Here is a 25972-nt window from a genome sequence, read left to right on the forward strand (position 1 = left end):
TTTTTTTCACTATAAAATAAAATATACTAAATTTGCGTTTACCTATAAAACCAATACTAAAAGCTGAATCTCATGCATAGATTAACCTCTCTGTCTTTGCTCTTAGGCACCAGTGTAATGCTGGCCACAACCGCCTGTAATAAGGATGGCGGAGGGCTGTTTGGCAAGAAAAAAGAAAAATCCTCCGCAACCGGCTGGAACTATAATGACCAGAAAATGGGTGGTTTCAGTGTGGCTAAAAGTAAGGACCAGCAAACCGGTCCGGGCCTGGTGTTTGTGCAGGGTGGTACTTTTGCCATGGGCGCTACCGAACAGGATGTGATGATGGACTGGAACAACATTCCCCGTCGTATCACGGTTTCCTCCTTCTACATTGACGAATCCGAAGTATCCAACGTACACTACCGCGAATACCTGTTCTGGTTACAGCGTATGTATGGCGAAAGCTTCCCGCAGGTATACCGCCAGGCTTTACCGGATACCCTGGTATGGCGTAGCGAGCTGGCTTATAACGAGCCGCTGGTGGAATACTACTTCCGTCACCCTGCTTACAACGATTACCCGGTGGTAGGCGTAACCTGGAAACAGGCTACCGATTATGCCAAATGGCGCTCTAACCGTGTGAACGAAAAGCTGCTGATGGATAAAGGCCTGCTTTCCAAGGGTGATATCACCAACCAGGCTGATGACAATACTTTTGATACTAAAGCATATACCGCCGGCCTGTACGAAGGTACGCCGGGTAAAATGTCTAAAAGCGTAAAAGACCAATTCAAGAATGCCGACGGCTCACCCCGTACTGCGCAGTTTGAAGATGGTATTATGCTGCCGGCTTACCGCCTGCCCACAGAAGCAGAATGGGAATACGCCGCACTGGGTTATATAGGTCAGAACCCCTCTCCTTCCAAGAAAGAAGGTAAACGTGGTGAAGAGTTGATCATGAACAAACAGATCTACTCCTGGGGCACCAACACCAGCGGTTTAAGGGATATCCGCCGTGGTAACTGGCAGGGCCAGTTCCTGGCGAACTTTAAACGCGGTTCCGGTGATAACATGGGTATGGCAGGTGGTCTGAATGACCGTGCTTCCATTCCCGGTCCTATCCGCTCTTTCTTCCCGAACAACTTTGGTATCTATAACATGTCCGGTAACGTAAGCGAATGGGTACTGGACGTTTACAGACCGCTGAACCCGATAGACGGGGATGACTTCAACTACTTCCGTGGTAACAAATTCCAGACTACCTACATGAACGGTGAAAATGAGCCGGAAAAAGATAGCCTGGGTGCGCTGAAAATGCGTGATGTAACCGATGAAGAAAGCGCTAACCGTTTGAACTACCAGAAAGGTGATGTGATCAACTACCTGGATGGTGATACCTTATCACAGGTACAATACGGTTACGGTGTAACCTCTCTGATAAACGATAAATCCCGTGTAGTAAAAGGTGGTAGCTGGAACGACCGTGCCTACTGGCTGTCTCCCGGTACCCGCCGCTATATGCAGGAAGATATGGCTACCAATACCGTTGGCTTCCGTTGCGCAATGGACCGCGTAGGTAGCCCGGAAGGTAACAAGTTTAAAACAGGTCAGCTGTTTAAGAAACAAAGACAGAAAAGATAGCAGAAAGCGTAAAGCTGAAAGCATAAAGCAAAAGCCCGGTAGTGATACCGGGCTTTTGTATTTTATTCGTCAGGGCCTTTATGCTTTGTGCTTTGTGCTTTATGCTTTATGCTCACTTCCACAACTGAAGTATTTCCTCCGTATGATTTTTGGAAACCGGCTTGTTAATGATCTTGTCTATTATGCCTTTTTCATTGATCAGGAAAGTAGTGCGGTGCGTGCCGTCAAAGATGCGGCCCATGAATTTCTTTTCGCCAAATACACCGTAAGCGTGTACGATCTTCAGATCCTCATCCGGCAGTAAGGGAAAAGGCAGATCGTATTTCTTTGCAAATTTCTGATGGCTCTTTTCACTGTCAATGCTGATGCCTACTACGGCGTAGCCCTTTGCCAGCAAGGTTTCATAATTATCCCGCAGGTTGCAGGCCTGCACGGTGCAGGTGGGCGTCATATCGTGCGGGTAAAAATAAAGGATCACCTTTTTGCCTTTTAAACCGGCCAGGGATACGGTATTGCCGTTCTGGTCCACGCCTTTGAATGCCGGTGCTTTATCGCCTTCCTTTAAATGATGCGTTGCTATTGCCATTGCTGTTGGTTTTTACTACCTGTTAAACGTAAGTACATGGGTGCCTGTATTACCGGCTATATCCGTTACTGTTAGCTTTAAGGTATGGGCGCCGGGGGAGCAATGCTCATCAAAAGTATAGGTAAGCACGTTGCTCTTGCGGGATAGCATCAGCCAGTGCCCGTCCAGCTCTGCGCGGTAGCTTTCAATACCGCTGTTATCGTTCATGCTGAAAGCCAGCTTAGCGGCTTTGGCAAGGTTAGCGCCATTTTTAACAGCACCCAGCACCGCAATCTTTGGCGCCGTGGTATCTACTTCCAGGTGAAAATCGCCAAAATCACGGAAGCGGCCTTTGTACCAGCCATTTTCCAGCGTGGTGCCGGATACACTTTCACCCATGCCGCTACGTACCATCACTATCTTATGCTGCAGCTCCAGCGGCACCATTTTATTGGCTTTCAGGCGCAGGTCAAATTCATTGTGAATGGGTATCAGCGGCGTATGCAGGTGGTAGATGTTGGACCAGGCTTTAGGGTTCATGCTGGGAATTTCCGTATAGCGGAAGCAGATACGGTCGTACAGCGCAGCTTCATCCAAAAAGAACTCTACCCAGTTATTTTCAAAAATATTGCGGCTTTCCGGGTACATGGTATTGGCGCAGGGCGGGTCTGGCGGTGCCTCACCAGCCTGCTGCAGGTCAAATTTCACAGTGCTGCTGTTGCCATAGGCATCTTTAACCAGCAGCTTTATATGATGCGGCGCGCCATCAGAAAGGTCAATGGTGCCATCACCCTTTATATCGTGATAAATATTCAGCTTATTACCGGGTAGGGAAAATACCAGCTGTATAAAAGGTCCACCGCCTTTTTTCACCTTATAGTCGATATGCGCATTCAGGTAACGGGTTTCTTCATAGCCAATATCATCCAGTTGAAAGGCTTCATTGGGTATATCGTTATCAAACAGCATTACTTCGTAGATGCCATTGGGATTGGTGGAATTACTCTGCCGGTCCAGCGCATTCAGGCCAATGCCTGCCTGCGAGGCCCTTACCTTAACGAGCGGCGTGGTGGTCACATATTCCCCGTTCACTTTTTTCACCCCTACCATTAAAGGCTGCTGCTCATAAATGCTTTTATCCATATTATACACGGCGATGCGGTATACTTCCGGGGCGCGGGTATCCGGTACATCAAAGCCGAACAATAAAGGGTTCAGTGGTTTTTCTGTTTGCGTATTACGGATCTCAAAATGCAGGTGCGGGCCCGCAGAGCCTCCGGTATTACCGCTCCAGGCTACAAAGTCGCCCTTCTTAACCGGGAACATGTTAGGCGGTATGCGTATATCCATGGCCCAGCTTTCCTGCTCATAGGCCTTTTGTTTTACATACTGCTCCAGGGCCGGGAAAAAGCGGTTCAGGTGCCCATATACTGTCGTGTACCCGTTAGGGTGTGTAATGTATAATCCATTCCCATAGCCCGCGTGCGATACGCTGATGCGGCTCACATACCCGTCTGCAGCAGCATGTACCGGCAGGTTTTCCCGCTGCTGGGTTTTAATATCCATACCGGAATGAAAGTGGTTGGGCCGCAGCTCCCCGAAATTGCCGGCCAGCACAATAGGAACATTCAGCGGGTTACGGAAATACCCCTGCGGATAATTTTTTCCGGGTAAGTACTGCGCGCTTAAAAGTTGGGGGAATAAACAGCAAAAGCCTATTAATTTCCTGATCATGAGTGCAAATGTAAGGGTCAGGGAAATATGCAGTATAAAAAAATACCCCCCGAAGGTTTTGCTTCGGGAGGTATAAGCTATTCAGCAACGCTTTTTACAGCTTTGACTTTACTTCCTTTATCAGGGATACAAACGCCGGGTTGGAGCGTATATCCGGCATCCAGGCCAGGCCCATCTGGCACAGATCGTATTCTTTTACAATCGTAGCGCCGGGCTTACCTTCTTCGGTAGAGAGGATCCAGATGGTATCTGAAATAGCGGCGGCATTCTCTATATCATGGCTGACAATGACCAGGGTGTTCTGCTCATGCAGGGTAGATACCTTCAGGAGCAGGTTTATCACCTTATCCACCATCAGTATATCCAGGCCGGAGAAAGGCTCATCCAGCAGAATAAATTTGTTGCCGGTTAATACCTGCTGAATAATGCTTACCCGCTGGCGCTGGCCGCCACTCAGCTGTGCCGGGTACTTTTTCAGGTGCTCTGTAAGCTCAAAAGTGTCCGCATAATCTTTTATGATCTGCTGCTTTTCCGCATCAGAGAGTTTTACCGCGGCATTATCCAGCCCTATTTTCAGGTTCTGGTAAATGGTGCGATGATTAAACAGCACATAGTGCTGCGGTACAATGCCCATTTCACCGGCCTGCACGGGGTGCTGATCTTCCTCAATATGTACCACACCGGAAGTAGGCTTAATTAAGCCGGCCAGGATCCTGAACAGCTGTGTTTTACCAATACCGCTGCGGCCTATAAGGGATACTACCTGTCCCTGCGCAACGCCTTCCCGGTGAATATCCTGGATGGAGAAATTAATGTCCCGTAGTATTTGTTTATCGCCGTACTGCAGGTTTACATCCTCAGCTTTCAGCAGTACTTTATGCTTGGTATAAGTATTCATTAACGGCGGGTTTGAAGTTGGGTGTAAGGAAATAACCAGTGGCGCATTTGCCCCAGCACATAATCAAACAATACCCCCAGTATGAAAATAATGACCAGGGTACCAAACACCGTTTCCAGCTGCACGTACTTGTTGGCTTTAATGAGCATTACGCCCAGGCCGCCTTCGCTCATGCTTAAGCCTTCCACGCTGGTGATCATTAACCAGGCAATGGCAAAGTTCTGCCGCATTACTTCAAACACCTGGTCCAAACGCCCGCGTACCACTACTTCCAGCCAGGTTTTCCAGCTGTTCATACGCAGGGTGGTGCACAGCTCAAACTCCTGCACATTAATGCCTTCAAACACGCTTAACAGGGACGTTACAAAGAAGGGTACAATACCAAAAATAAGCAGGCTTATTTTCAGCTGGTGCCCGTTCTGCGTCCATAAGGTGAACAGGAATATTAAACCGGTGAGGGTGAGGTACCGGCATTTTACCACAAACCGCGCAACAGGATAAAAGACCGGGATCATAGCCAGGTAGCTGATCAGCAATGCGATCACAATAGAGATCACCATTCCCTTAATAGTGAGCGATAAGCTGGCAAACAGGTTATCTACAAAATCACGGCTGCTTACAATGGTACCCAATGCCTGCAGCACCTTGGTGGGCGTGGGTATTAACCCGCCTCCGCTCAGCTGCCAGGCTATCAGCGCCAGCACCATTTCCACGGCCATCAGCAACACCATGTTACGTTTGCTGATAATACGCAGCGGCTCAAAGATCGATTTGATGAATTTCATCTCAATTATTTAGGATGAAGCAGGAAGTAAGCGATACAAAACCAGCCTTTTGCTGTGCAGTCTTACCTCCTGCTTCGTTTAATTAATTACCCAGCACAATCTGCACGCGCCTGTTACGGGCACGGCCTTCTGCAGTAGCGTTATCTTCTATTGGTTTGGAAGCGCCAAAACCTTTAGATTCCAAACGGTCGGCTGACAGGCCTTTGCTGATCAGGTAACTCTTCACCGCCTCAGCGCGGCTGTCAGACAACTTCAGGTTAGCGGCATCATTACCTACATTATCCGTATGGCCATAAACACCTAGCTTCAGACCTTCCGCTACCACGGCGCTTTTCAGGATCTCGTCCAGCACAGTATAAGAGGCGGGTTTGATCACAGCGCTACCGGTTTCAAACTGGATCTCGTATGACTTTGAAGATACCTCGCGGGTGATCTCCGGTGCGTAGGTTTCCTTGATAGCCGTACCTTCCAGCAGCTCCGGGTGGTTAGACACTACGGAGGTCAGGAAAGATTTATCGACCACTTTATTATACACAGGGTAAGTGGGGATCAGCTCGGGGTACATTTTGATGATGATATCACCAAAGGTGTTGTACACGATCTTGTAACGGTCCAGTCCATCTTTACCTAAACCGAACAGGTTAGCGGCATCTGCCAGGTTAAAGGCCATTGAGCCACCCAGGCTCACATTAATGCCCTGCGCGTCTTTTTCTTCCATACCGTTATAATACTTCAGCCAGTATGCACCATTCTGCTCGTTATACACTTTAGCGGAAACGTCTGCAGCAAAGGCTTTGGCTTCTGTAAAAGAACGCACCTGGTCGCCTGCCTGCGACAGGGCCATGATCAGGTTCTCTATATCCGTACGGTGATCGTATGCAAACTTTTTAATCGTAATGGTGATGTTCGGCATTTGTGATGCATACTCGCGGGTAGAGGCAATGTTCACCAGGCCGCCTTTTTTCTGTGCCACGTTCACATCGCCGGGAGTCCAGGTTGCAACACCATCTACGCCTACAGTAGTATCGCGGCTTACTTTTTTACCATCTACGATCATCTTACGGCTTTCAGAATAACCGGCAATGTATTTATTACCGGCATCCAGGAAATCGTTGGCGGCAATCAGGTTCACTGCATTACGATCGTAAGAGGTTTCATCCGGGTTCACGCGCAAACCGTTATCACCGGCCCATTTCAGCAGGATATTCATATCACCGTCGCGCAGTACGCAGGCAACTGTTTTACCCAGTGCATTCTTAGGATCGCGTTTCCAATCGGAGGGGCCCATCAGCTTATCCTCACCATAACTTTTACCCATGGCATAAAATGCAATAGGCTGGTAGTCGGGGCCCAGAGGCTCCAGCTCTTTGCTTAAAGCAGCAAAGAACATAGGCATCCCATCGCCCATGAAAGAAGCGAATACGCCCGGTGCATTCGGGTTGTTCTTATACTCCTGTGCAAACTTCACCATGTCGGCAACAGACTTGTTACAGTCGTCCTGGCGTTCCAGGGTCAGCTGCAGCTTGGCTTTGTCCAGCAGGGAACCCTTGGTGGTGTTAATACCACCATTGGCATACATTACCGGGAACTGGGAGTTCCAGGCCATAATTTTCCATACTATTTTAGTACCGCCGTTCAGCGCTTCGTCCTGCCCGGGTAAGGGCATCATTACTGCGTTCTTGCTTAATGAAGCTTCCGGTGCATCCGGCAGGGATACCTTTCCAATATCAGTAGCCGCTTTTGCTTCCTGCGGACGTTTATCCCACCATAATACTTTTGCTGCATAAATACCACCCAGTAATAATAGGATCAGTAATATTTTACCACCAGGTTTTACTTTCATTGACATCTTTAAATAATTTAGTTTGTTACGCTGAACGCTTAATGCGGAACGCTTAACGCTTCCTGCCTTTTGCTTCAGCTTATAATTTTTTTATTATGCTCAACGCTTAGGGCTAAACGCCTAACGCTGCTTATCTCTACTTTGTGCTTTATGCTTTCTGCTTTCCGCCCATCCGCTGCAATCAGCGTTAAGCGTTCGGCGTTAAGCATTCAACATTTAGCTTAGCAAATCATTATAGTTATCCTTAGCAACGGTACCGGGTACACGCTGATTTTCCGGCGCCGGTGTCCACTTCTGTGTATCCAGGCGGAAAGTAGTATCCGGGTCAAAGGATTCCAGCATCTGTAAGCCCTGCAGCTCATAGGTAGCGTTATCCAGGTCAATGGAGCGCATAAAATCCGTTGAGTAGTTAATGGCTTTTTTCATGCTGGACAGCTTAGTGGCAATATCCTCTTTCAGGAATTCCATAGACTGCTCTACCATCAGCTTTTTCTCCGGATCGCCCTTGAATATTTTCAGGGCAGAGGTCAGCGCCTTGTTACCGGATGTAACAGATTTATACAGGTCCTTTTTCAGCTCCAGCTCATTGCGCGCATCTTCTATCATGTAACCGCTGTTCTTGTGCACCTTGGTAAGATAGTCGCCTATCCTGGCCAGGTTATCACGTATAGGCGCCAGCTGCAGAATGTATTCTTTAATACGCGCTATCTGGCGGGTAGCATTGCCCAGCTCCGGCAGCATGTTATTATCCTGCGCCGCTTTGGCGCGTGCCATCAGCTGGTTAGCTTCTTTTTCCTTTTCTTTTATCTTCATGTCGATCTTCTCCTTCTGCCCGTCTACTTCAATAGACTGCTCATACAGCTTCTCGCGCTGTTTTTCCATATCCTGCACATAGTCTTCTGCTATAATGAAGGGATCCAGCTCTATTACAATGCCTACCAGTTTTTTCATGAGCCATTCATACAGGTAAAACAGGCTTAAGCGCAGCTTACGGTGTGTAACGGCATACAGGAATAAACCCAGGGATACCAGGGCTATACCAAAGTTGAGCGTGTTCCATACTACTTTAGTGAGGATGGGCACTACATAATAGCCGATCAGTACCAGTAAACCCAAACCGATGATAAGACCAAACTTACCGCCCGGCCGGTTCCAGTATGACTTTAGCTTTTGCCCTGCAGGTGCAGGGAAATACTGTGTTTCCATAATTTTTTTGGGATGTTAGTTTAAAGGGATGTTTGTATTTTTTGCAAGTCAGTTTCTATTTTATTGATCATGGCATTGCAGGCCAGCTGGTAACCCTGACGGCTACCCGCAATCTTCTGCTCCTGCTCTGAGATCTGTGCTTTCATTTGTCCCATTTGCTGCTGGGCAGCTGTGATCTCTTCGGTTAACCTTTTAATGGTTTCCGCATTCTGCGCTACCTTTTTTTCCAGGTCAGACAGTTGCTGCTGGCGGCCCTGCACTTCTGCCAACGCTTTTTCATTGGCAGCTTTTTCAAAGTCGGCACGGTCCTTTTCCACGATGGTTTTGTATTGTGCGGCTGTTTCCAGCAGTTTCTGCTTGTTCAGTCCCTGCACGCTCAGCGTGGCAAATACAGCAGCCATCCGTGTTTTTTCGTCCGGTACATGGGCCTCCAGTGTTTCCATCATCTTCCAGAACTCAAAATAGTCTGGTCCGGGCAGGTTGCTGCGCTCAAAGAGTGCAGAAAAGTGCTGCTCAAATTTGTCAATATCCGCCTCGCTTATAGTTACGGCCGGCTGACCTTTGATGTTACCCAAAGGGAATTTTTGCGAAAGGTTTACTTCCGCTTTAGATGATGAAGATTCATTGGGCTCAAATTCCACAAACAGGCCCAACGCCTTCTTAAGAAAGTTTGCCATTAGTGCATACGAATTGTTGAAGTATTGTCCAGTTAGGCTGGGTTACGTTAACTTACCAGGGGTGAGTGATTTAATAGAATAGACGCAGGTATAGGTACACGATTCGGGTCATTTAAAATTAAATACGCCTCAAGGTATCAGGTTAGGAATAATTACGGTTGATTACATCTTGTGTTTCATGTTAATTGTAGACGTAAAATTATAACATTTTTGGATATCCGGGCTAAAAATCGACTAAACGATTGATAACTAATTGTTAATGGAGGCCAAAAATACTCCCTAACATACTGTGAACTTATTTTTTTACTTTAGTATCCGCAATATAAAACCATGTCCATCCAGGTATCTGAACTTAGTAAAACATACGGTGAACAAAAGGCGGTTGATAACATTTCTTTTTCCCTGAACAAAGGAGAGATTGTAGGTTTCCTGGGACCTAACGGGGCCGGCAAATCCACCACCATGAAAATGATAACCGGCTACCTGCCCCCCAGCGGCGGACAAGCCCTGGTAAGCGGGTTTGATGTAAGCAAAGCCCCGCTGGAAGTGCGCAAACGCGTAGGGTACCTGCCGGAAGCCAATCCTCTTTACTTTGATATGTATGTGAAAGAGTTCCTCAGCTTTATTGCAAACGTACACCAGCTGGGCAAAAGCACGGCGGAGCGCATCCGTACTGTAATAGCGCTCACCGGCCTGGAACCGGAAAGCAAAAAGAAGATAGGCGCCCTTTCCAAAGGGTATAAACAACGGGTAGGCCTGGCTCAGGCCCTGCTGCACGATCCTGAAGTACTGATACTGGATGAGCCTACCTCCGGCCTGGATCCTAACCAGCTGGCGGATATACGGCAGGTGATCAAAAACCTGGGCAGCAACAAGACCGTTATACTCAGCACCCATATTATGCAGGAAGTGGAAGCCATGTGCAGCCGCGTAATTATCATTAACAAAGGCCAGCTGATTGCGGACGATACCCTGCAAAACCTGCAGCAGCGCCAGGCTGGTAACGGTTATATACAGGTAACTTTTGGGGAGCCGGTAGATGCGGCCGCCCTGGAACAGCTGCCCGAAGTAACGCGGGTAGTGGGCAGCGAGGGCAATACCTGGCAGCTTTTTACAGGTAATGTAGAGGCAGTACGCAAAAACCTGCTGCAATTTGCTTTGATAAATAACCGGAACATCCTTTCTTTGCAGAGCAATTCACAAAGCCTGGAAGCCATCTTCCGGCAGCTTACGAATTGATAACGGTTCACAATCCACGGTCCATAGAAACTACAAGCATCAACTGCCTTGCGTACAAGGCAATGGAACTATGGACCACGGACAACGGACTTCTTCAATCAATCCTAAAACACTAATAGTAAAACCATGAGTACCATTTCAGAGATCCATGCCAGGCAAATTTTAGACAGCCGTGGTAATCCTACCGTAGAAGTAGACATCACTACAGAAGATGGCCATTTTGGCCGTGCTGCCGTACCTTCCGGCGCTTCTACCGGTAAGCACGAAGCCGTAGAACTGCGTGACAACGATAAAAAAACTTACGTAGGCAAAGGCGTATTACAGGCTGTTAAAAATGTGAACGAGATCATTGCGGAAGAACTGGCCGGATGGGATGTAAATGACCAGGCAGGCATCGACAAAATGCTGATCGATCTGGATGGCACCCCCAATAAAGCCAAGCTGGGCGCCAATGCTACCCTGGCAGTGAGCATGGCCGTAGCCAAAGCCGCTGCTGAAGAAAGCAACCTGCCCCTGTACCGCTACCTGGGCGGCGTAAACGCAACTACCCTGCCCCTGCCGCTGATGAACATCCTGAACGGTGGTGTGCATGCTGATAACAAGATCGATTACCAGGAATTTATGATCATCCCAGTAGGCGCATCCTCCTTCTCTGAAGGCCTGCGCTGGGGTGTTGAGATCTTCCATACCCTGAAATCCGTACTGAAGAAGAAAGGTTACAGCACCAACGTAGGTGATGAAGGTGGTTTTGCGCCGGATATTCAGAGCAACGAAGAAGCTATTGAAACCGTACTGCAGGCAATTGAAGCTGCCGGTTACAAAGCAGGCGAGCAGATAGGTATTGCCCTGGATGCTGCCAGCAGCGAAATGTTTAACGATGCTGACAAAACTTACAAATTCTACAAAAGCTCTCAGAAAGTGATCAGCAGCGATGATATGGTTGCTTACTGGGCTGAGTGGTGTAAGAAATACCCCATCCTGTCTATTGAAGACGGTATGGCTGAAGACGATTGGGATGGCTGGAAGAAACTGACCCAGGCTGTAGGCAGCACTGTACAGCTGGTAGGTGACGACCTGTTCGTAACCAACGTAAAACGCCTGAAACAAGGCATTGACCAGGATATTGCCAACAGCATCCTGATCAAAGTAAACCAGATTGGTACCGTAACGGAAACCATTGATGCGGTGAACATGGCCCACAAAGCCGGTTATACCTCCATCATGAGCCACCGTTCCGGCGAAACGGAAGATACTACCATCGCTGACCTGGCTGTAGCCCTGAACTGCGGACAGATCAAAACCGGTTCTGCCTCCCGTACCGACCGTATGGCTAAATACAACCAGCTGCTGCGTATTGAAGAAGCGCTGGGTAATGTTGGCTTTTATCCGGGAAAATCCGTTAAATTTGGTAAGAAATAAACCAGATCTCAATTTTAGTGGTCAATACGTCCGGGTCCTGGGTTATTCCAGAACCCGGATCTTTTAAGACCTTTGCCACTTAAACCAATACATTTTGACACTGCCCAAGTCCATAAAAATACACCCGCTGCTGCGCAACAAGTTTGTGATAGCTATTGCAGCTTTTGTAATATGGCTGGGTTTCCTGGACCGTAATAACCTGCTCTCCCAGTACCAGCTACAAGCTGAAGTGAACAAGCTGGAGTCCCAGAAAGCATTTTTTAGAACGGAAATAGACAAAACCCGCGAGGAACAACGGGAGCTGCTTTCCAGCCCCGAAAAACTGGAAAAATTTGCCCGGGAACAATACCTGATGAAAAAGGATAATGAAGACCTGTTCATTATCAGGGAAGAAGCCACCACTGATAAATAAGCTTGCACTTTTCTAAAAAATTGCTATACCTTAACAATAGATTCCGCGTGTTCTCCGTTATTAAGCTGAATATTAGTTTATTGTATTAAAACAAATTTGCATGGGCAATTCTACTCTATCCTTCTCTGCTGTTTTACGTTCTGTGGCTGATAGCAAAAACAATTTTCAGGATATGTCTAAAGATCAGGAGCTCCCCCGTGAGGAGCGGGTTTGTCATACCCAAACCAAAAAGGCTTTGAACACCATCAAGTTCTCTCCCCGCGCTGAAACCCTAAAGGCTATTTTCGAGCACGCCCGGAAAAAAGGCTAAGCGGCAGCGGCGGTACTACAAGCCGACGTGAAATAATTGCAATTTGCTGGCTGTAAGCTATTTTTACAGCATGACGAAAAAAGAGCGCTTCGCATTCGTGCTGCACTACTTTGAAGAGCACGCACCCAATGCTGAAACGGAACTTATCTATGACAATCCCTACCAGCTGCTGGTAGCCGTGATCCTGTCTGCACAGTGTACCGATAAGCGGGTGAATATGACCACCCCTGCTATTTTTGAAAAGTATCCCGACGTTTATGCCTTAAGCAAAGCCACGTTTGACGAATTATTCCCTTACATCAGAAGCATCAGTTACCCCAACAATAAAACCAAACACCTCATTGGCATGGCCAATATGGTGGTGGAAAATTTTAACGGGGAAATACCGGCCACGGTAGCTGAACTGATAACCCTGCCGGGTGTAGGGCGCAAAACAGCCAATGTGATCACCTCTGTTGTACATCAGCAACCCAACATGGCGGTGGATACACATGTGTTCCGCGTATCGGCCCGGATAGGCCTGACCACCAATGCCAAAACACCGCTGCAAACAGAACAGCAATTGCTGCAATACATTCCTAAAGAGAAAGTACATATTGCCCACCACTGGCTTATACTGCATGGGCGCTACATTTGCGTGGCACGCACACCAAAGTGCGGAGAATGCGGTTTAAGAAAGGTGTGCAAGTATTACCAACAGGTGATCAGTAAACAACAATAACACATGGCCAAGCCCTTCCTCACAGCACAATGGCGCAATTTGCTCATGATCAATTTTGCCATTACGCCTGCCCTGCTGCAAAAATATGTGCCACACCGCACGGAGCTGGATACCTGGAACGATACGAACTACATAAGTCTTGTGGGTTTCCTTTTCCGGGATACCAAAGTAAAAGGTATTGGCTTTCCCATGTACCGCACATTTGAGGAGGTGAACCTGCGCTTTTATGTTCGTTATAAAGAAGGCAGCAGCTGGAAACGCGGTGTGGTATTCATTAAAGAGCTGGTGCCCAAATACCTGATCACTTTTGTAGCCAATACTTTGTATAAAGAAAAATATGCTACACTGCCCATGCGGCACCGCTGGCATTCGCCGGATGAAAATACCTTACACGTAGCGTATGAGTGGAAAGTAGGCAATGAATGGAACTTCCTGAAAGCCAATGCAGCTGCGGCCCCCACCGCTATTATACCCGGCAGCGAAGCTGAATTTATTACGGAACACTACTGGGGCTATACGCAAAGCGGTCCTGAACTTACCTCTGTTTATGAAGTAACACATCCCCAGTGGCGCGTGCATGAAGTATTTGATTATGATTACCGTTGTAACGCGGAAGCGCTGTATGGGCCTGCATTTGCAGAGGCGCTTGCACAAAAGCCGGTATCTGCATTACTGGCGGAAGGTTCTGATATCAGCGTGCAGCCCAAGCTGCGTTTGTAAGCTGCCTGCATGTTTTAATTTGTAGTACAGATCGTAAATCTTTTTTACTATCTTAAATGCCTAATCGTCATCCCTTATTACAAGAACAAGCTAAAGGTCCAACGTATGAAACCAGCCGTTATATTGCAGCTTGCCCTCATGATGTTCCTTGAGTACTTTGTATGGTGCGCATGGTACGTAACTATGAGCACCTACATGTCGGTACACCTGCAGGCTAATGGGGTGCAGATAGGCTCTGCCTATAGCGCACTGGCCATTGCCACCATGATCTCTCCTTTTTTTGTAGGGATGGTTGCCGACCGCTTTTTTGCAGCGGAAAAGCTCATGGGGGTGCTGCACCTGGTGGGCGGCCTTGTACTTTTTTTAACCCCGCAAATAACTAATACGCTGGTATTTTACTGGGTGATATTATTGTACTCATTGCTGTATATGCCTACTATAGCGCTTTCCAATACAGTGGCTTTTTCGCAGATGAGCGATCCGGGCAAACAGTTTCCGTTCATACGGGTGTTTGGTACCATTGGATGGATTGCAGCCGGTGCACTGGTAGGCAACCTGGGTATAGAAACTACTTCCATCACCTTTTACATTGCTGCAGGCGCCTCTGTTCTATTGGGCCTGTTCAGCTTCATGCTGCCTAAAACACCGCCCAAAGCCCGGGAAGCCAGTGATGTCAGCGCTGCTAAAGCATTGGGCACAGAGGCCTTTGTGCTGTTCAAAGACAGGTCTTATGTTATCTTCTTCATTGCGGCCATACTGGTGTGCATACCGCTCTCTTTCTATTATGGCTTTGCCAACCTGTTCCTCAATGATGCAGGTATGCATAATGCTGCCGGTAAAATGATCCTGGGGCAGATCTCCGAAGGCCTGTTCATACTGGCTATTCCATTATTATTTAACCGCATTGGCGTTAAGAACATGCTGTTACTGGGCATGGCCGCCTGGATACTGCGTTACATCTGCTTTGCCTATGGCGATAGCGGAGCGGGCCTGTGGATGTTATATGCCGGTATAGTGCTGCATGGCATCTGCTACGACTTCTTCTTTGTAACAGGTTATATGTACACGGAAAAGAAAGCCGGTGAAAATATAAAGAACGCTGCACAGGGCATGTTTACCTTTGCCACTTATGGCTTAGGCATGTTCATCGGTACCTGGTTCTCCGGCTTTGTAGCCGAACACTATACCGTTAATCATACTTATAGCTGGAAACCTATCTGGATGGTGCCTGTTTATATTGCAGCAGCTGTACTGGTGTACTTTGTGCTGTTTTTCCGCGAAAGCAAAACAACGAAATGATTCTATTTACGATTTTAGATTTACGATCTTAGATTTGGGGATCGTATACATTAATCATCCACGGTCATCAGATCTAAAATCGTAAATCGTACATCTAAAATCTCTTCATACTATGGCTAAAATATCAATGTTAGGCTCCGGTTTTATCGGGCGCTTCTATGCAGATTCCCTGCAGGGACAAAGAAGCAGGGACAAGATTGTTAGTATTTATTCCCGCCGGGAAGAAAGCGCAAAGAAGTTTGCGGAAGATTACCAGGTAGCCCACTGGACTACCGAAATGGAGGCTTCTATTTCGCATCCAGAGGTAGAAGTAGTATGTATTTCCCTGCCTAACAACCTGCACGAGGCAGCCGTGCTGTTATGCTGCAAACATAAAAAGGGCGTTATCTGCACCAAGCCCCTGGGCCGTAATGCGGAAGAAGCCAAACGTATGATGGAGGCCGTAGAAAAGGCCGGTATTTTTAACGGTTACCTGGAGGACCTGGTGTATACCCCCAAATTCCTGAAAGCGCTGGAAAGCGTGCAAAACGGGGCTTTGGGCCGCATACTCTGGGCTAAGTCAAGAGAAACACATCCTGGCCCGCACAGCGAATGGTTCTGGGATAAGGAGCAGGCCGGCGGCGGCTGTATCCTTGACCTGGGCTGCCATTGCGTGGAAATAGCCCGCAGCTTTATTGGCAAGGATATTAAACCCGTTGAAGTAATGTGCTGGGCCGATACGCAGGTAAAACCCATTGATGCGGAGGACCATGCCATTGGCCTGGTAAAGTATGAGAATGGCGCTATCGGGCAGTTTGAAGTAAGCTGGACCTTCCGCGGCGGCCTGGACCTGCGCGATGAAGTAATGGGTACGGAAGGTACCATTTGGGTGAACAGCTTTTTGCGTACCGGTTTTGAAATGTTCACCACCGGCAAGGGCGCAGACTATGTTGCGGAAAAAGCAGAAAGCAACACCGGCTGGTTATTCCCCGTAGGCGATGAGCTGAATGAGCTGGGTTATAACCATATGTTCACCGATATGTTCAACTCCATGGAAAGCGGCAAACCTGCCCGTGAAACCTTCTATGACGGATATGTGGTGAATGCCGTGCTGGATGCCGCTTACCGCAGCGCAAAAAGCAAATTATGGGAGCCTGTGCAGCTGGATGTATGGCGGGGTAAAACCGGTGTGGAAAAAGGAAAAGGCTATACGGAATATGATGAGCAGTACTACCTGGTAAAAGAAGAAATGACCCACTTTGGCGCAAAGAAAGTGATATTGAAAGATAAAAAGAGCGGGCAGATTATTGAGAAAACGCTGTAAATGCGCTGACATTACTGATAAAAAGCAAAAAGCCCTGACAGATTTTACTTGTCAGGGCTTTATATTATGGCAAAGTATTTCGCTTAGATCAATTCATCTGCACATCTAATCAACCCGTTCTCACAATAAACGCTTTCCCCAGCGTATGATTTACTTCTACCTCTTTTAAGGTTCCTTTCTGGTAGCGGTAAAAGTTCTTTTTACCATCCGGTAATGTAAGTTCATATTCGCCATTACCCAGGGATTTCAGCACCAGGAACTTACCCAGGGTTTCGGAATAAATACGGTTGATCTGTTTGGGTTCTGCAAAGTACAGATCAGATACGGAATGCAGGATCTCGGTATTATTGAGCGCGCTTTGTTCCCCTTCTACATTTATCAGGTAACGGGCGCCTTCCCGGCGGGTAATGGTGGCCTTGGCATCATCACTGTTCTTGCCGGAGCTGCGTGTTACCCGCGACTGTACCAGCACATTGTTATTGTAGTCGCAGGATATATCCGTGAACTTGGATACAAAGCGGGTTTCCAGGCTGCTTTTTATTTCCATGTGCCTGGCTGCACCGTTTATGTTACAACGCGCCTCCACGGTTCCTACAGGGTGCGAGCCCAGTCTTATCTCAAATGTATGTACCTGTGCCTGAAGCGGGTTGCTGGCCACTAAACAAGATCCAATTATAAAACACAGGCGGATAAGACGATTCATAAAAATACTCCTGTACTACAATATGGAAAATACGAAAAATCCTGCCCGGATGGGCAGGATTCGCTTAAAATATTTAAAAAAATAATTATTTCAATTCATGCAATATAAAGCCGGTAAACAGCGTTTAGGCCAGCATTTCTTTGATCTTTACCACCAGCTCACCCTTGGTAATGGGTACGCCCATAATCTTGTGATAACCCTGCGCATCGATCAGGTACTGGTCGCGGATGATTTTGATCAGCTGGCCATTATTGATCTCGGGGATCAGTACCTTGTCAAAGCTGCTTAACAGGTCGCCCAGGTTCTTGGGGAAAGGGCGCAGGTGGCGGAGGTGCGCATGCGCTACCTGGTGGCCTTCTTCCAGCAGGTCCAATACTGCGCTCTTAATGGCGCCATAGGTGGAGCCCCAGCCCAGCACCAGCACCTTGCCGGTATCCGGTCCCAGCTCAATGGTTTGCGGGGGTATATGATCGGCAATACGGTCTACTTTTTCCTGGCGGATCTTCACCATCAGCTGGTGGTTTTCCGGATCGTAGCTTACGTTACCGGTAATGTTCTGTTTTTCCAGGCCGCCAATACGGTGTTCCAGGCCGGGTGTGCCGGGTACTGCCCAGGGGCGTACCAGGTTCTCATCGCGGTGGTAAGGCAGGAACTGTTCCTCTCCTTCTGCCAGGCCGGTCTTGAATTTCACTTCTATCGGCTGCAGGTCGGCGCTTTTGGGAAAACGCCAGGGTTCAGAACCATTGGCAATGTAACCATCGCTCAGGAAGATCACCGGCGTCATATGTTTTACAGAAATGCGGAATGCTTCATAGATCGCTTCAAAACAATCAGAAGGTGTGGAGGCGGATACAATGGGCATCGGGCACTCGCCGTTACGGCCGTAATAAGCCTGTAACAGATCGCTCTGTTCTGTTTTGGTAGGTAAGCCTGTGGAGGGGCCGCCGCGTTGAATATCTACGATCAGTAAGGGTATTTCCAGCATTACAGCCAGGCCCATAGCTTCCCCTTTCAGGGCCATACCCGGGCCGGAAGTAGTGGTTACTCCCATTTGCCCGCCGTAAGAGGCGCCGATGGCAGAGGTAATACCCGCAATTTCATCCTCCGCCTGGAAGGTGCGGATGCCGAAGTTCTTATAGCGGCTCAGCTCATGCAGGATGTCGGATGCCGGCGTAATAGGGTAAGTGCCCAGGAACAGCGGCAGGTTTGCCTTTTGTGAGGCTGCTATCAACCCATAGGCCAGCGCCGTGTTACCAGTAATGCTGCGGTAGGTGCCGGGCTCCATGCGGGCCTTTTCTACCTTAAAACGGGTGCTGAAAGAGGCTTCTACCGTATCGCCAAAATTATAGCCGGCGTGCAGCACCTTCATGTTACTGTCAAAGATCTCCGGTTTCTTTCCAAACTTTTCTTTCAGGAAGTTCTCGGTGCTTTCCATGCTGCGGTTATATAACCAGTACAGGAAGCCCAGCACGAACATGTTCTTGGCGCGGTCCTTTTCCTTCATACCCATGGTGGTATCCTTCAGCGCTTCGCGCGTCATTTTGGTAACATCCATGGTATGCAGCTGGTAATTCACCAGGGAACCATCTTCCAGGGGATTTACACCTTCCGGGTAGTTAGCCAGGCGCAGGTTCTTGGAATCAAAACCATCTGTATTGGCTATTACAATACCGCCTTTTTTCAGCGCTTTCAGGTTGGCTTTTAAAGCGGCGGCATTCATCGCTACCAGCACATCACAGGCATCGCCCGGGGTAAATATACGGTTAGAAGAAAAGTGCAACTGGAAACCGCTCACGCCGGCCAGGGTACCCTGGGGGGCGCGTATTTCAGCGGGGAAGTCAGGGAAGGTGCTCAGGTCGTTCCCGATCAGGGCGGTGTTATTTGAAAACTGGCTGCCGGTAAGCTGCATCCCGTCACCACTGTCGCCGGCAAATTTTATTACTACGTCTTCTATCTGTTGAATAGGAGTGTTAGACATTGAATCGACTGTTTATTAAAGTGCAAATGTAGCATTTCACAAGGGAGTAATCCTACTCATATGCGGAATAATACGTATCCACCACAAAAGTACACAAAGCAGGTAGACTTTAATCGGCGGAAACGTTTATGGGCATTGCTTCTTGTTATGGGTAATAACTTAAAGTTATGAGGGAGACTTGTCTATCAGGCCTTTACGTATGGCCTGCTCCACCGGGTTGTAAGCTCCATCCCGGCCTTCAATAACCAGGTCCTCTTTCAGCAGCAGCGGAGGCTGGGCTAAAAAGCGGGGCTTCGTACCATGGTGAGGCTGGGCGGCATGTACCAGGAAGGGGTGGCACAGGTATACGGTGCCTGCTTTGCCTGTGGCCAATATTTCATCCCTTGCCGGCAGACCGTCCAGCCCGAGGGCCAGCTCCATAAAGGAAAGCCCCTGTTCGCCGGCAGGCTGTAATAAACGGGCCACATCCAGGTGAGAACCGGTGCGGATCCTGGTGGGTGCATCCTGCGCGCCCACATCCGAATAAAGGAATAACATGAGCAGTCCCCTGCCTTTTGACCGCACATTAATACGCCAGTCAAAATAATTACCGGGATCTTTGCCCGGAAAGCCGGCGTCCACATGCCAGCCTGTATCTCCAGGGTCCTGATGCGAGGGAAAACGCACGGGAAAAGTACCCATGGCACGCGGCGGGATCCATCTTCCGGTGCCTAACAGCTGATCAAATGCACTATGTAACACCGGTGTGTTGGCCGATTGTATAAAAGGTGCCTGGGTGTACATACCCAGCCTTACTACAGGGTTTATCCAGGTTGCCGGATCATGGGGATCTGCGTTAATGTCTTTCCAGAGTATATGCCGCACTTCTTCCGCCAGCGTGGTGGGAAATGCATGGTCAATACGTACAAAACCATTATTGATAAAAGCGGTGAGCTGTTCTTTACTTAAAACTTCCTGCATGATGATAATGAGTATAGATGAACAAATACAATAACTAAACTTACCTCCCGGGGAGGGAGGTATTATACCTGCGGTATAAAAGGAAGCTTAAAGTGTGGGAGCCATCATCATCATTTTGTAAAGTTAAGCATCTTTCTGTATTTGCATAAAATGCAGATAAATCTTACCTTATTCGCCTGTTCATAAAAGCTGGTTCCACGCAGCTTCCACTAAAAAAATCAATTGTATGCATAAAAAATTTCTTGTACTGGGAATGAGCTGTTTGCTGGCTGCAGGCGCTGCACAGGCAACATCCCTTACTACTGCTCCGGCGCATGTTATGGCCGATTCCTCTAACCTGATCGGGCGCTGGGACCTTACCATTGACCAGAATGGTAAACCTGCCCCCTCCTGGCTCGAAGTAAAGCTCTCCGGCAACCGTGCGCTGGTAGGCTATTTTGTAGGCGTTTCCGGCAGCGCGCGCCCGGTATCCCATGTGTATTTTGACAATGGTAAGTTCCGCTTTACCATTCCGCCGCAATGGGAAAAAGGCGACCAGGATTTTGTGATCGAGGGAGAGCTGACCGGGGAAGGCATACAGGGTACCATTACTACCAGTGAGGGTAAAACCTACAACTGGAAAGGCGTAAAAGCGCCTTACCTGAAAAGGGCCAGCGCACCGGTTTGGGATAAACCCATTAACCCTTTTAACGGAAAAGATCTAAGTGGCTGGAAAGCGCTGGGCGAAAACCAGTGGGTAGTAAAAGACGGGGTGCTTACCAGCCCGCATTCAGGGGCTAACCTGATCTCCGAAAAAACCTTTACAGATTTTAAGCTGCATGTTGAGTTCCGGTACCAGAAAGGCAGCAACAGCGGCGTGTACCTGAGAGGCCGTTATGAAACGCAGATAGAAGATAGCCCGGCAGATGCACATCCTGCCAGTGTGCTGTTCAGCGGCATATATGGTTTCCTGGCGCCCAGCGAAATTGCAGCCCTGGGGCCTGATAAATGGCAGACCTATGATATTACCTTAATTGGCCGCATGGTAACCGTGGTAGTGAACGGGAAAACCGTGATCAGCAACCAGGAAATACCCGGCATTACCGGTGGTGCGCTGGATAGCAATGAAGGCGAGCCGGGGCCCATTTATATCCAGGGAGATCATGGCCCTATTGAGTTCCGGAAGATCGTGATCACCCCTGCGAAGTGATCCCGGCATACCAACTATTCTTTGTATTTTTGATGTGTTAATCTGTAACACAACATTTACACTATGGCATTATTTCAATCCAACAACCCTGTACTGAAAGAGAGTACTTTTCAACAGGCAACACTTGTGCAGGACGGCAACGCTATGACCCTGCGCGGTACCGTAAACAAAATGGTCTTTTTACTCCTGCTGGTAATGGCATCATCCGTTTACTCCTGGGGTATTTTTGCCAAAGGCGCATCCATCCTGCCTTACCTGGCCGGTGGTGGTATTGGCGGTTTTGTGCTGGCGCTGGTAATTGTTTTCAAAAAAGACTGGGCGCCTTACCTGGCACCTGCCTACGCTTTGTGCGAAGGTTTGTTCCTGGGTGGTATTTCTGCCATGTACAGCAGCTTATATGAAGGTATTGTACTGCAGGCAGTGGGTCTTACTTTTGGTACATTCATAGCCATGCTGGTTTTATACCGTGCCCGCGTGATCCGTGCTACGGAAAAGTTTAAGGCTATTGTATTCACTGCAACTGCGGGGATTGCTATATTTTATCTGATTGCTTTTGCGCTGCGTTTTTTCAACATCAATATTCCTTTCCTGCATGAGGGCAGTACCATAGGTTTGATCTTTTCACTGGTAGTAGTGGCTATTGCTGCCTTAAACCTGATCCTGGATTTTGACCTGATAGAAAATGGTGTAGCGCAGGGTGCGCCTAAATACTTTGAATGGTATGCATCCTTTGGTTTACTGGTAACGCTGATCTGGTTATACCTGGAAATATTACGCTTATTATCTAAGTTAAACCGCCGCTAAACAAACAGTTTATAACTCATCCGTGAGGGCTGCCATCTTGATACGATGGTAGCCCTTTCTGTTTTAACAAGTCTATAACACAACAAAAACAACATGCCTGCGTTTTTCTTGAAACGCTTAAAACACGCCACAAGGGCGGGTTTCGCTAAAGAAATGTTAAATAAGGCACACACAATTTCAGGGGCCACTGTGGCATGGTAATTGTAAAATTCTATGCAGGCTGATTCCTGGCAATCAATACAAGTTCTTTCAAACCGCTATACACCGCTTACAACAGATCAGCTTTTAAAACAATTAAATGTGTGTGTTATGAATAAGATCAAAGTAAGCCTGTTAGCACTCGCCGCCGTTGCCTTCAGTGCGTATGCATTCAAAGGCGTAGATGGCTCCATAACAGGCAAAGTAAGGCCGGCAGATGGGGCTACAGAAGCATGGGCGGTACAAGGGTCAGATACGTTGAAAACAGCGGTTTCTGATGGCGCATTTACCTTCACCGGTGCCAGGGCTGGTACCTACACCGTGGTGATAGATGCCAAGGATCCTTTTAAGGACGCCACCATTAACGATGTGAAAGTGGAAGATGGGAAAGCCACTGACCTGGGCGAGATCAATTTACAACAATAACCAAGAGCAATAGTTGGTTTTCATAGGGGTTAATCAAAAAGCCGGTTAGATACGTCTGTATCACCGGCTTCTTTTTTTAGCAGAATAGTGGGCAGTTGGCAGTCAGCGGGAGAGTAGCTCACATAAACTAAGTATACAATACCTATTACATTACAATAATGTGATAGGTATTTTTTATTGATGTACTGCCTTATGACTGCCAACTGCCAACTGCAAACTGCCAACTAAAAACTGCCAACTAATTTTCCTTTCCTTGTAGGGGTAGCTCTTCCCTTTTCCGTTATAGTATTAAAGCAACAGTTATGATTATAAAAAAGGATGTCCTTGTCGTAAACGGCAGCCTTTGCATCACCTGCCTGCTTTTATTGATCGTCATTTTCAGCTATATCCTGTAAATGCCGCCAAAATCGTCACACTATGCACACACAAAGTACACCTGCGCTTGCAGGAGCTGGCATAAGTGATAGCCTACCGAATGGTAACAAAAGCTATTTTTGTGCTATGCCCGATAATGCCAGGTTACACGAATTATTACAGGAAGATGAACAGGCCTTTATGGAACTGCTCTTTAAATCCTTCTTTCCCCTTGTTTGTAAAACCATTTACCGGCTGGTACAAGATACCGCCACTGCAGAAGACCTTGCCCAGGAAGTGTTCATACGGATATGGAACCGGCGCAGCGCCTTACAGGAGGTGTATTTTAAAGCGTACCTGCACAGAGCAGCAATTAACATGGCATTAGACCACCTGGACAAGCACAAACGGCAGGGCAAACACCTGTCTATAGAAGAGGATATGATACAGCTGCCGGCCAGCTCCGGTACAGCGGAAAGTCCGCACCGGCTAAAACAGACCACCGCGCACATTCACCAGGCTATTGACCGCCTGCCGGAGAAGTGCCGGGAAATATTTATCCTGAGCCGTTTTGAGGAAATGACCTACCGGGAAATAGCCGCTACGCTCAATATTTCTATAAAAACAGTCGAGAACCAGATGATCACCGCGTTAAAGAAACTAAGAGTATCCCTGCAGGATTACCTGGCTGTGATATTCCTGGTAGCATGCAGTTCCTTATATCTTTTACTCCTACAATTTTAATGGTATGTCTTACGAGTTAGACCATATAGAAACGCTTATTGCCCGTGATATTGACAACAGCCTGAGCCCCGGAGAAAAAGAGGTGTTACAGGCCTGGCTGGATGAGGATGAGACCAACCGGCAATACTATGCTGCGCTGAAAAGCACCTGGGCGCTCACCGGCAAGGCAGATACGGATTTTACACCCTCAACGGAAAGGAACTGGGAAGCTTTCAAACAGCAAATAACTGCTACGCCCACACGTAGTATATTCCATACCTACCGGCATGTGCTGCGTATAGCGGCCAGCGTTATACTGCTGGGCGGCGCTGCTACAGCCTATTTCATGTTCTTCCAACACCCGGAAGTATCGGTTGCTACTCTTGCACATGAGAAGAAAACCGTTACTCTGCCGGATGGCAGCAAGGCCTACCTGAACCAGAACAGCAAGCTTACCTACGCTGCTAATTTTGAGGGTAAGGAACGTGCCGTGCATTTGGAAGGGGAAGCATTTTTTGAGGTAACACAACATACTGCGCAACCTTTTATTGTATATGCCAGCCATACGCAAACACAGGTGCTGGGTACTGCCTTTGATGTAAAGGCTTATGATGTAAGCCAGGTAGAAGTAGCGGTGGTAACGGGTAAGGTAGCCTTTTCCAAACGTGATAACCAGCAGGAAAAGCTGCTGCTCTCCGGTGGCAGCCGCGGTGTATTAAAAGATACCAAAGGCCCGGAGCAAATGCGCATTGAAGATCCCAATTTTATGGCGTGGAAAGAGAACCGTCTTTCTTTCCAGGATACACGCCTGGGTGATGTGATCAATACTTTACAGAATTATTTTGATGTGCGCATAACGCTAGCTGATAGTGATATGGCGCGTTTCCGCTACAATGGTACCTTTGATCCGGAACAACTGGGGAATGTTGAGAGCGTGCTGGAAGTAATATGCCCTACCATGAACCTGCGCTGGACCAAGAACCAGCAGGGTGAATATACCTTACACAAACAATTAGACCTTTAACACAACCACATAAACAGCAATAAAAAGCCCTCCGCTAGCGGAGGGCTTTTTTATATAAGATCATATCTTAATCAGATCAGGCGGGAGTTGTACCACCACCCAGTTTGCATTTCTGCAGCACTTCCCATGATTTGCCGTTATGGCGCAGGAAGTACAGGTTATTTACCTTAAAGGTGGCCTGGTATTCTTTGTTCTCATACTCCGGCCATGCTTTGTTGAACTGATCATCTTCCAGGTCTTTAAAGGCCACGGTAACGTGCGGGGTAAAACCGGTGCGGGCCAGCATGGTGCTGAAACCAAATTCCTTGCGCAGGAAGTTGATCAGCTGCCGGTGCATAGCAGACATGGTTTCACTTTTTTCTACGTTAATGAACAGTACACGGTTCTGCTTGTTGGGGAAAGTACCAAAGCCATTCAGGGATACCTCAAAAGGCGCCTGGCTTTTAGCAAATTCAGCCAATTCATCGCAGAAGGCTTTTTCCAGTGCAGGATCAGCCGTGAAAGGTACCTGCAGTGTAATATGGGGTAATACTTTCAGTGCGTAAGTAGGACCATATTGTTCTGCAAATTCCTGTTTTATTTTAATGATCTCCTTACCTACTTCGGCAGTAGGCAGCAGTGCAATAAAGTAAATTTTGTTATCGGGTTTGGGCGTGAAAGGCCTTCTCATGCCGCCGCCACCAGGTCTTCTCTGGCCGCCGCCGCCATAGCCACCACCGCCACCACCGCCGCGGTTGTAACCACCGCCGCCACCGCCGCGGTTGTAACCACCACCGCCGCCGCCACGATCGTAACCACCGCCGCCACCGCCGCGATTGTAACCACCGCCGCCACCGCCGCGATCGTAACCACCGCCGCC

Annotated in this window: 25 protein-coding genes; 14 read left to right on the plus strand and 11 right to left on the minus strand. The window is 48.1% G+C overall.

Annotated elements, in window-relative coordinates:
• The first annotated feature begins 72 nt into the window (after positions 1-72).
• Positions 73-1623, plus strand: coding sequence for an SUMF1/EgtB/PvdO family nonheme iron enzyme (locus BMZ54_RS29835; protein ID WP_089920456.1), 1551 nt, complete (start codon positions 73-75; stop codon positions 1621-1623).
• A 112-nt stretch (positions 1624-1735) separates the two neighbouring features.
• On the opposite strand, the gene bcp is transcribed toward BMZ54_RS29835, so the two are convergent.
• The 7 genes from bcp to BMZ54_RS29870 form a co-directional block, all read right to left on the minus strand.
• The gene (gene bcp, locus BMZ54_RS29840) at positions 1736-2209 is read right to left on the minus strand and encodes a thioredoxin-dependent thiol peroxidase (protein WP_089920458.1); all 474 of its coding nucleotides are present in this window, start codon (positions 2207-2209) and stop codon (positions 1736-1738) included.
• Between the two features lie 15 nt (positions 2210-2224).
• On the minus strand, positions 2225-3922 hold the full coding sequence (locus BMZ54_RS29845) for a peptidoglycan DD-metalloendopeptidase family protein (RefSeq protein WP_089920460.1): 1698 nt from the start codon (positions 3920-3922) through the stop codon (positions 2225-2227).
• Between the two features lie 94 nt (positions 3923-4016).
• Positions 4017-4820 carry an ABC transporter ATP-binding protein gene (locus BMZ54_RS29850; RefSeq protein WP_089920462.1) on the minus strand — a complete coding sequence of 268 codons (804 nt, stop codon included), beginning with the start codon at positions 4818-4820 and terminating at the stop codon, positions 4017-4019.
• A complete protein-coding gene (locus tag BMZ54_RS29855) occupies positions 4820-5605 on the minus strand; it encodes an ABC transporter permease (RefSeq protein WP_089920464.1) in 786 nt (261 codons plus the stop codon). The genes BMZ54_RS29850 and BMZ54_RS29855 overlap by 1 nt, the downstream gene beginning before the upstream one ends.
• Positions 5606-5687: 82 nt before the next feature.
• Entirely contained in the window at positions 5688-7448 is a 1761-nt protein-coding gene (locus tag BMZ54_RS29860; protein WP_162277705.1) for an OmpA family protein, read from the minus strand.
• 216 nt (positions 7449-7664) lie between these two features.
• On the minus strand, positions 7665-8654 hold the full coding sequence (locus BMZ54_RS29865; protein WP_089920468.1) for a PspA/IM30 family protein: 990 nt from the start codon (positions 8652-8654) through the stop codon (positions 7665-7667).
• A 20-nt stretch (positions 8655-8674) separates the two neighbouring features.
• Positions 8675-9331: a hypothetical protein gene (locus BMZ54_RS29870; RefSeq protein ID WP_089920470.1), complete on the minus strand. Its 657-nt coding sequence runs from the start codon at positions 9329-9331 to the stop codon at positions 8675-8677.
• Positions 9332-9661: 330 nt separating this feature from the next.
• Here BMZ54_RS29870 and gldA point away from each other — a divergent pair, with 330 nt between their 5' ends.
• From gldA to BMZ54_RS29910, 8 genes are all read left to right on the plus strand, one after another.
• Positions 9662-10570, plus strand: a complete 909-nt coding sequence (gene gldA / locus BMZ54_RS29875; RefSeq protein ID WP_089920472.1) for a gliding motility-associated ABC transporter ATP-binding subunit GldA — start codon at positions 9662-9664, stop codon at positions 10568-10570.
• A gap of 126 nt (positions 10571-10696) precedes the next feature.
• Positions 10697-11989 carry a phosphopyruvate hydratase gene (gene eno / locus BMZ54_RS29880; RefSeq protein WP_089920474.1) on the plus strand — a complete coding sequence of 431 codons (1293 nt, stop codon included), beginning with the start codon at positions 10697-10699 and terminating at the stop codon, positions 11987-11989.
• A gap of 94 nt (positions 11990-12083) precedes the next feature.
• Positions 12084-12401, plus strand: a complete 318-nt coding sequence (locus BMZ54_RS29885; protein ID WP_238386725.1) for an FtsB family cell division protein — start codon at positions 12084-12086, stop codon at positions 12399-12401.
• 100 nt (positions 12402-12501) lie between these two features.
• Positions 12502-12711, plus strand: a complete 210-nt coding sequence (locus BMZ54_RS29890; RefSeq protein WP_089920476.1) for a hypothetical protein — start codon at positions 12502-12504, stop codon at positions 12709-12711.
• 70 nt (positions 12712-12781) lie between these two features.
• A complete protein-coding gene (nth, locus tag BMZ54_RS29895; protein ID WP_089920531.1) occupies positions 12782-13432 on the plus strand; it encodes an endonuclease III in 651 nt (216 codons plus the stop codon).
• A 3-nt stretch (positions 13433-13435) separates the two neighbouring features.
• A complete protein-coding gene (locus BMZ54_RS29900; protein ID WP_089920478.1) occupies positions 13436-14152 on the plus strand; it encodes a YqjF family protein in 717 nt (238 codons plus the stop codon).
• 105 nt (positions 14153-14257) lie between these two features.
• Positions 14258-15451, plus strand: a complete 1194-nt coding sequence (locus BMZ54_RS29905; RefSeq protein WP_089920480.1) for a nucleoside permease — start codon at positions 14258-14260, stop codon at positions 15449-15451.
• A 112-nt stretch (positions 15452-15563) separates the two neighbouring features.
• The gene (locus tag BMZ54_RS29910; RefSeq protein WP_089920482.1) at positions 15564-16754 is read left to right on the plus strand and encodes a Gfo/Idh/MocA family protein; all 1191 of its coding nucleotides are present in this window, start codon (positions 15564-15566) and stop codon (positions 16752-16754) included.
• Between the two features lie 109 nt (positions 16755-16863).
• Here the strand turns inward: BMZ54_RS29910 and BMZ54_RS29915 are convergent, their stop codons facing one another.
• From BMZ54_RS29915 to BMZ54_RS29925, 3 genes are all read right to left on the minus strand, one after another.
• A complete protein-coding gene (locus BMZ54_RS29915; protein WP_143081182.1) occupies positions 16864-17457 on the minus strand; it encodes a DUF6134 family protein in 594 nt (197 codons plus the stop codon).
• 124 nt (positions 17458-17581) lie between these two features.
• Complete coding sequence (locus BMZ54_RS29920; protein WP_089920486.1) at positions 17582-19435, minus strand: 2-oxoacid:acceptor oxidoreductase subunit alpha; 1854 nt, start codon at positions 19433-19435, stop codon at positions 17582-17584.
• Positions 19436-19600: 165 nt separating this feature from the next.
• Entirely contained in the window at positions 19601-20395 is a 795-nt protein-coding gene (locus BMZ54_RS29925) for a phytanoyl-CoA dioxygenase family protein (protein WP_089920488.1), read from the minus strand.
• Between the two features lie 226 nt (positions 20396-20621).
• Between BMZ54_RS29925 and BMZ54_RS29930 the strand changes: the two genes are divergently transcribed.
• The 5 genes from BMZ54_RS29930 to BMZ54_RS29950 all read left to right on the plus strand — a co-directional run bounded on the left by BMZ54_RS29930 (position 20622) and on the right by BMZ54_RS29950 (position 25113).
• The gene (locus tag BMZ54_RS29930; protein WP_089920490.1) at positions 20622-21584 is read left to right on the plus strand and encodes a 3-keto-disaccharide hydrolase; all 963 of its coding nucleotides are present in this window, start codon (positions 20622-20624) and stop codon (positions 21582-21584) included.
• Between the two features lie 63 nt (positions 21585-21647).
• A complete protein-coding gene (locus BMZ54_RS29935; protein WP_089920492.1) occupies positions 21648-22388 on the plus strand; it encodes a Bax inhibitor-1/YccA family protein in 741 nt (246 codons plus the stop codon).
• Positions 22389-22697: 309 nt separating this feature from the next.
• A complete protein-coding gene (locus tag BMZ54_RS29940) occupies positions 22698-23012 on the plus strand; it encodes a carboxypeptidase-like regulatory domain-containing protein (RefSeq protein WP_089920494.1) in 315 nt (104 codons plus the stop codon).
• Between the two features lie 417 nt (positions 23013-23429).
• On the plus strand, positions 23430-24110 hold the full coding sequence (locus BMZ54_RS29945; protein ID WP_089920496.1) for an RNA polymerase sigma factor: 681 nt from the start codon (positions 23430-23432) through the stop codon (positions 24108-24110).
• Positions 24111-24114: 4 nt separating this feature from the next.
• Positions 24115-25113: a FecR domain-containing protein gene (locus tag BMZ54_RS29950; protein ID WP_089920498.1), complete on the plus strand. Its 999-nt coding sequence runs from the start codon at positions 24115-24117 to the stop codon at positions 25111-25113.
• 76 nt (positions 25114-25189) lie between these two features.
• Here the strand turns inward: BMZ54_RS29950 and BMZ54_RS29955 are convergent.
• The coding region (locus BMZ54_RS29955) for a 2'-5' RNA ligase family protein (protein ID WP_238386726.1) at positions 25190-25972 on the minus strand (783 nt) is incomplete at its 5' end.

It is taken from the genome of Chitinophaga rupis (assembly GCF_900109685.1).
GTDB classification, from domain to species: Bacteria; Bacteroidota; Bacteroidia; order Chitinophagales; family Chitinophagaceae; genus Chitinophaga; species Chitinophaga rupis.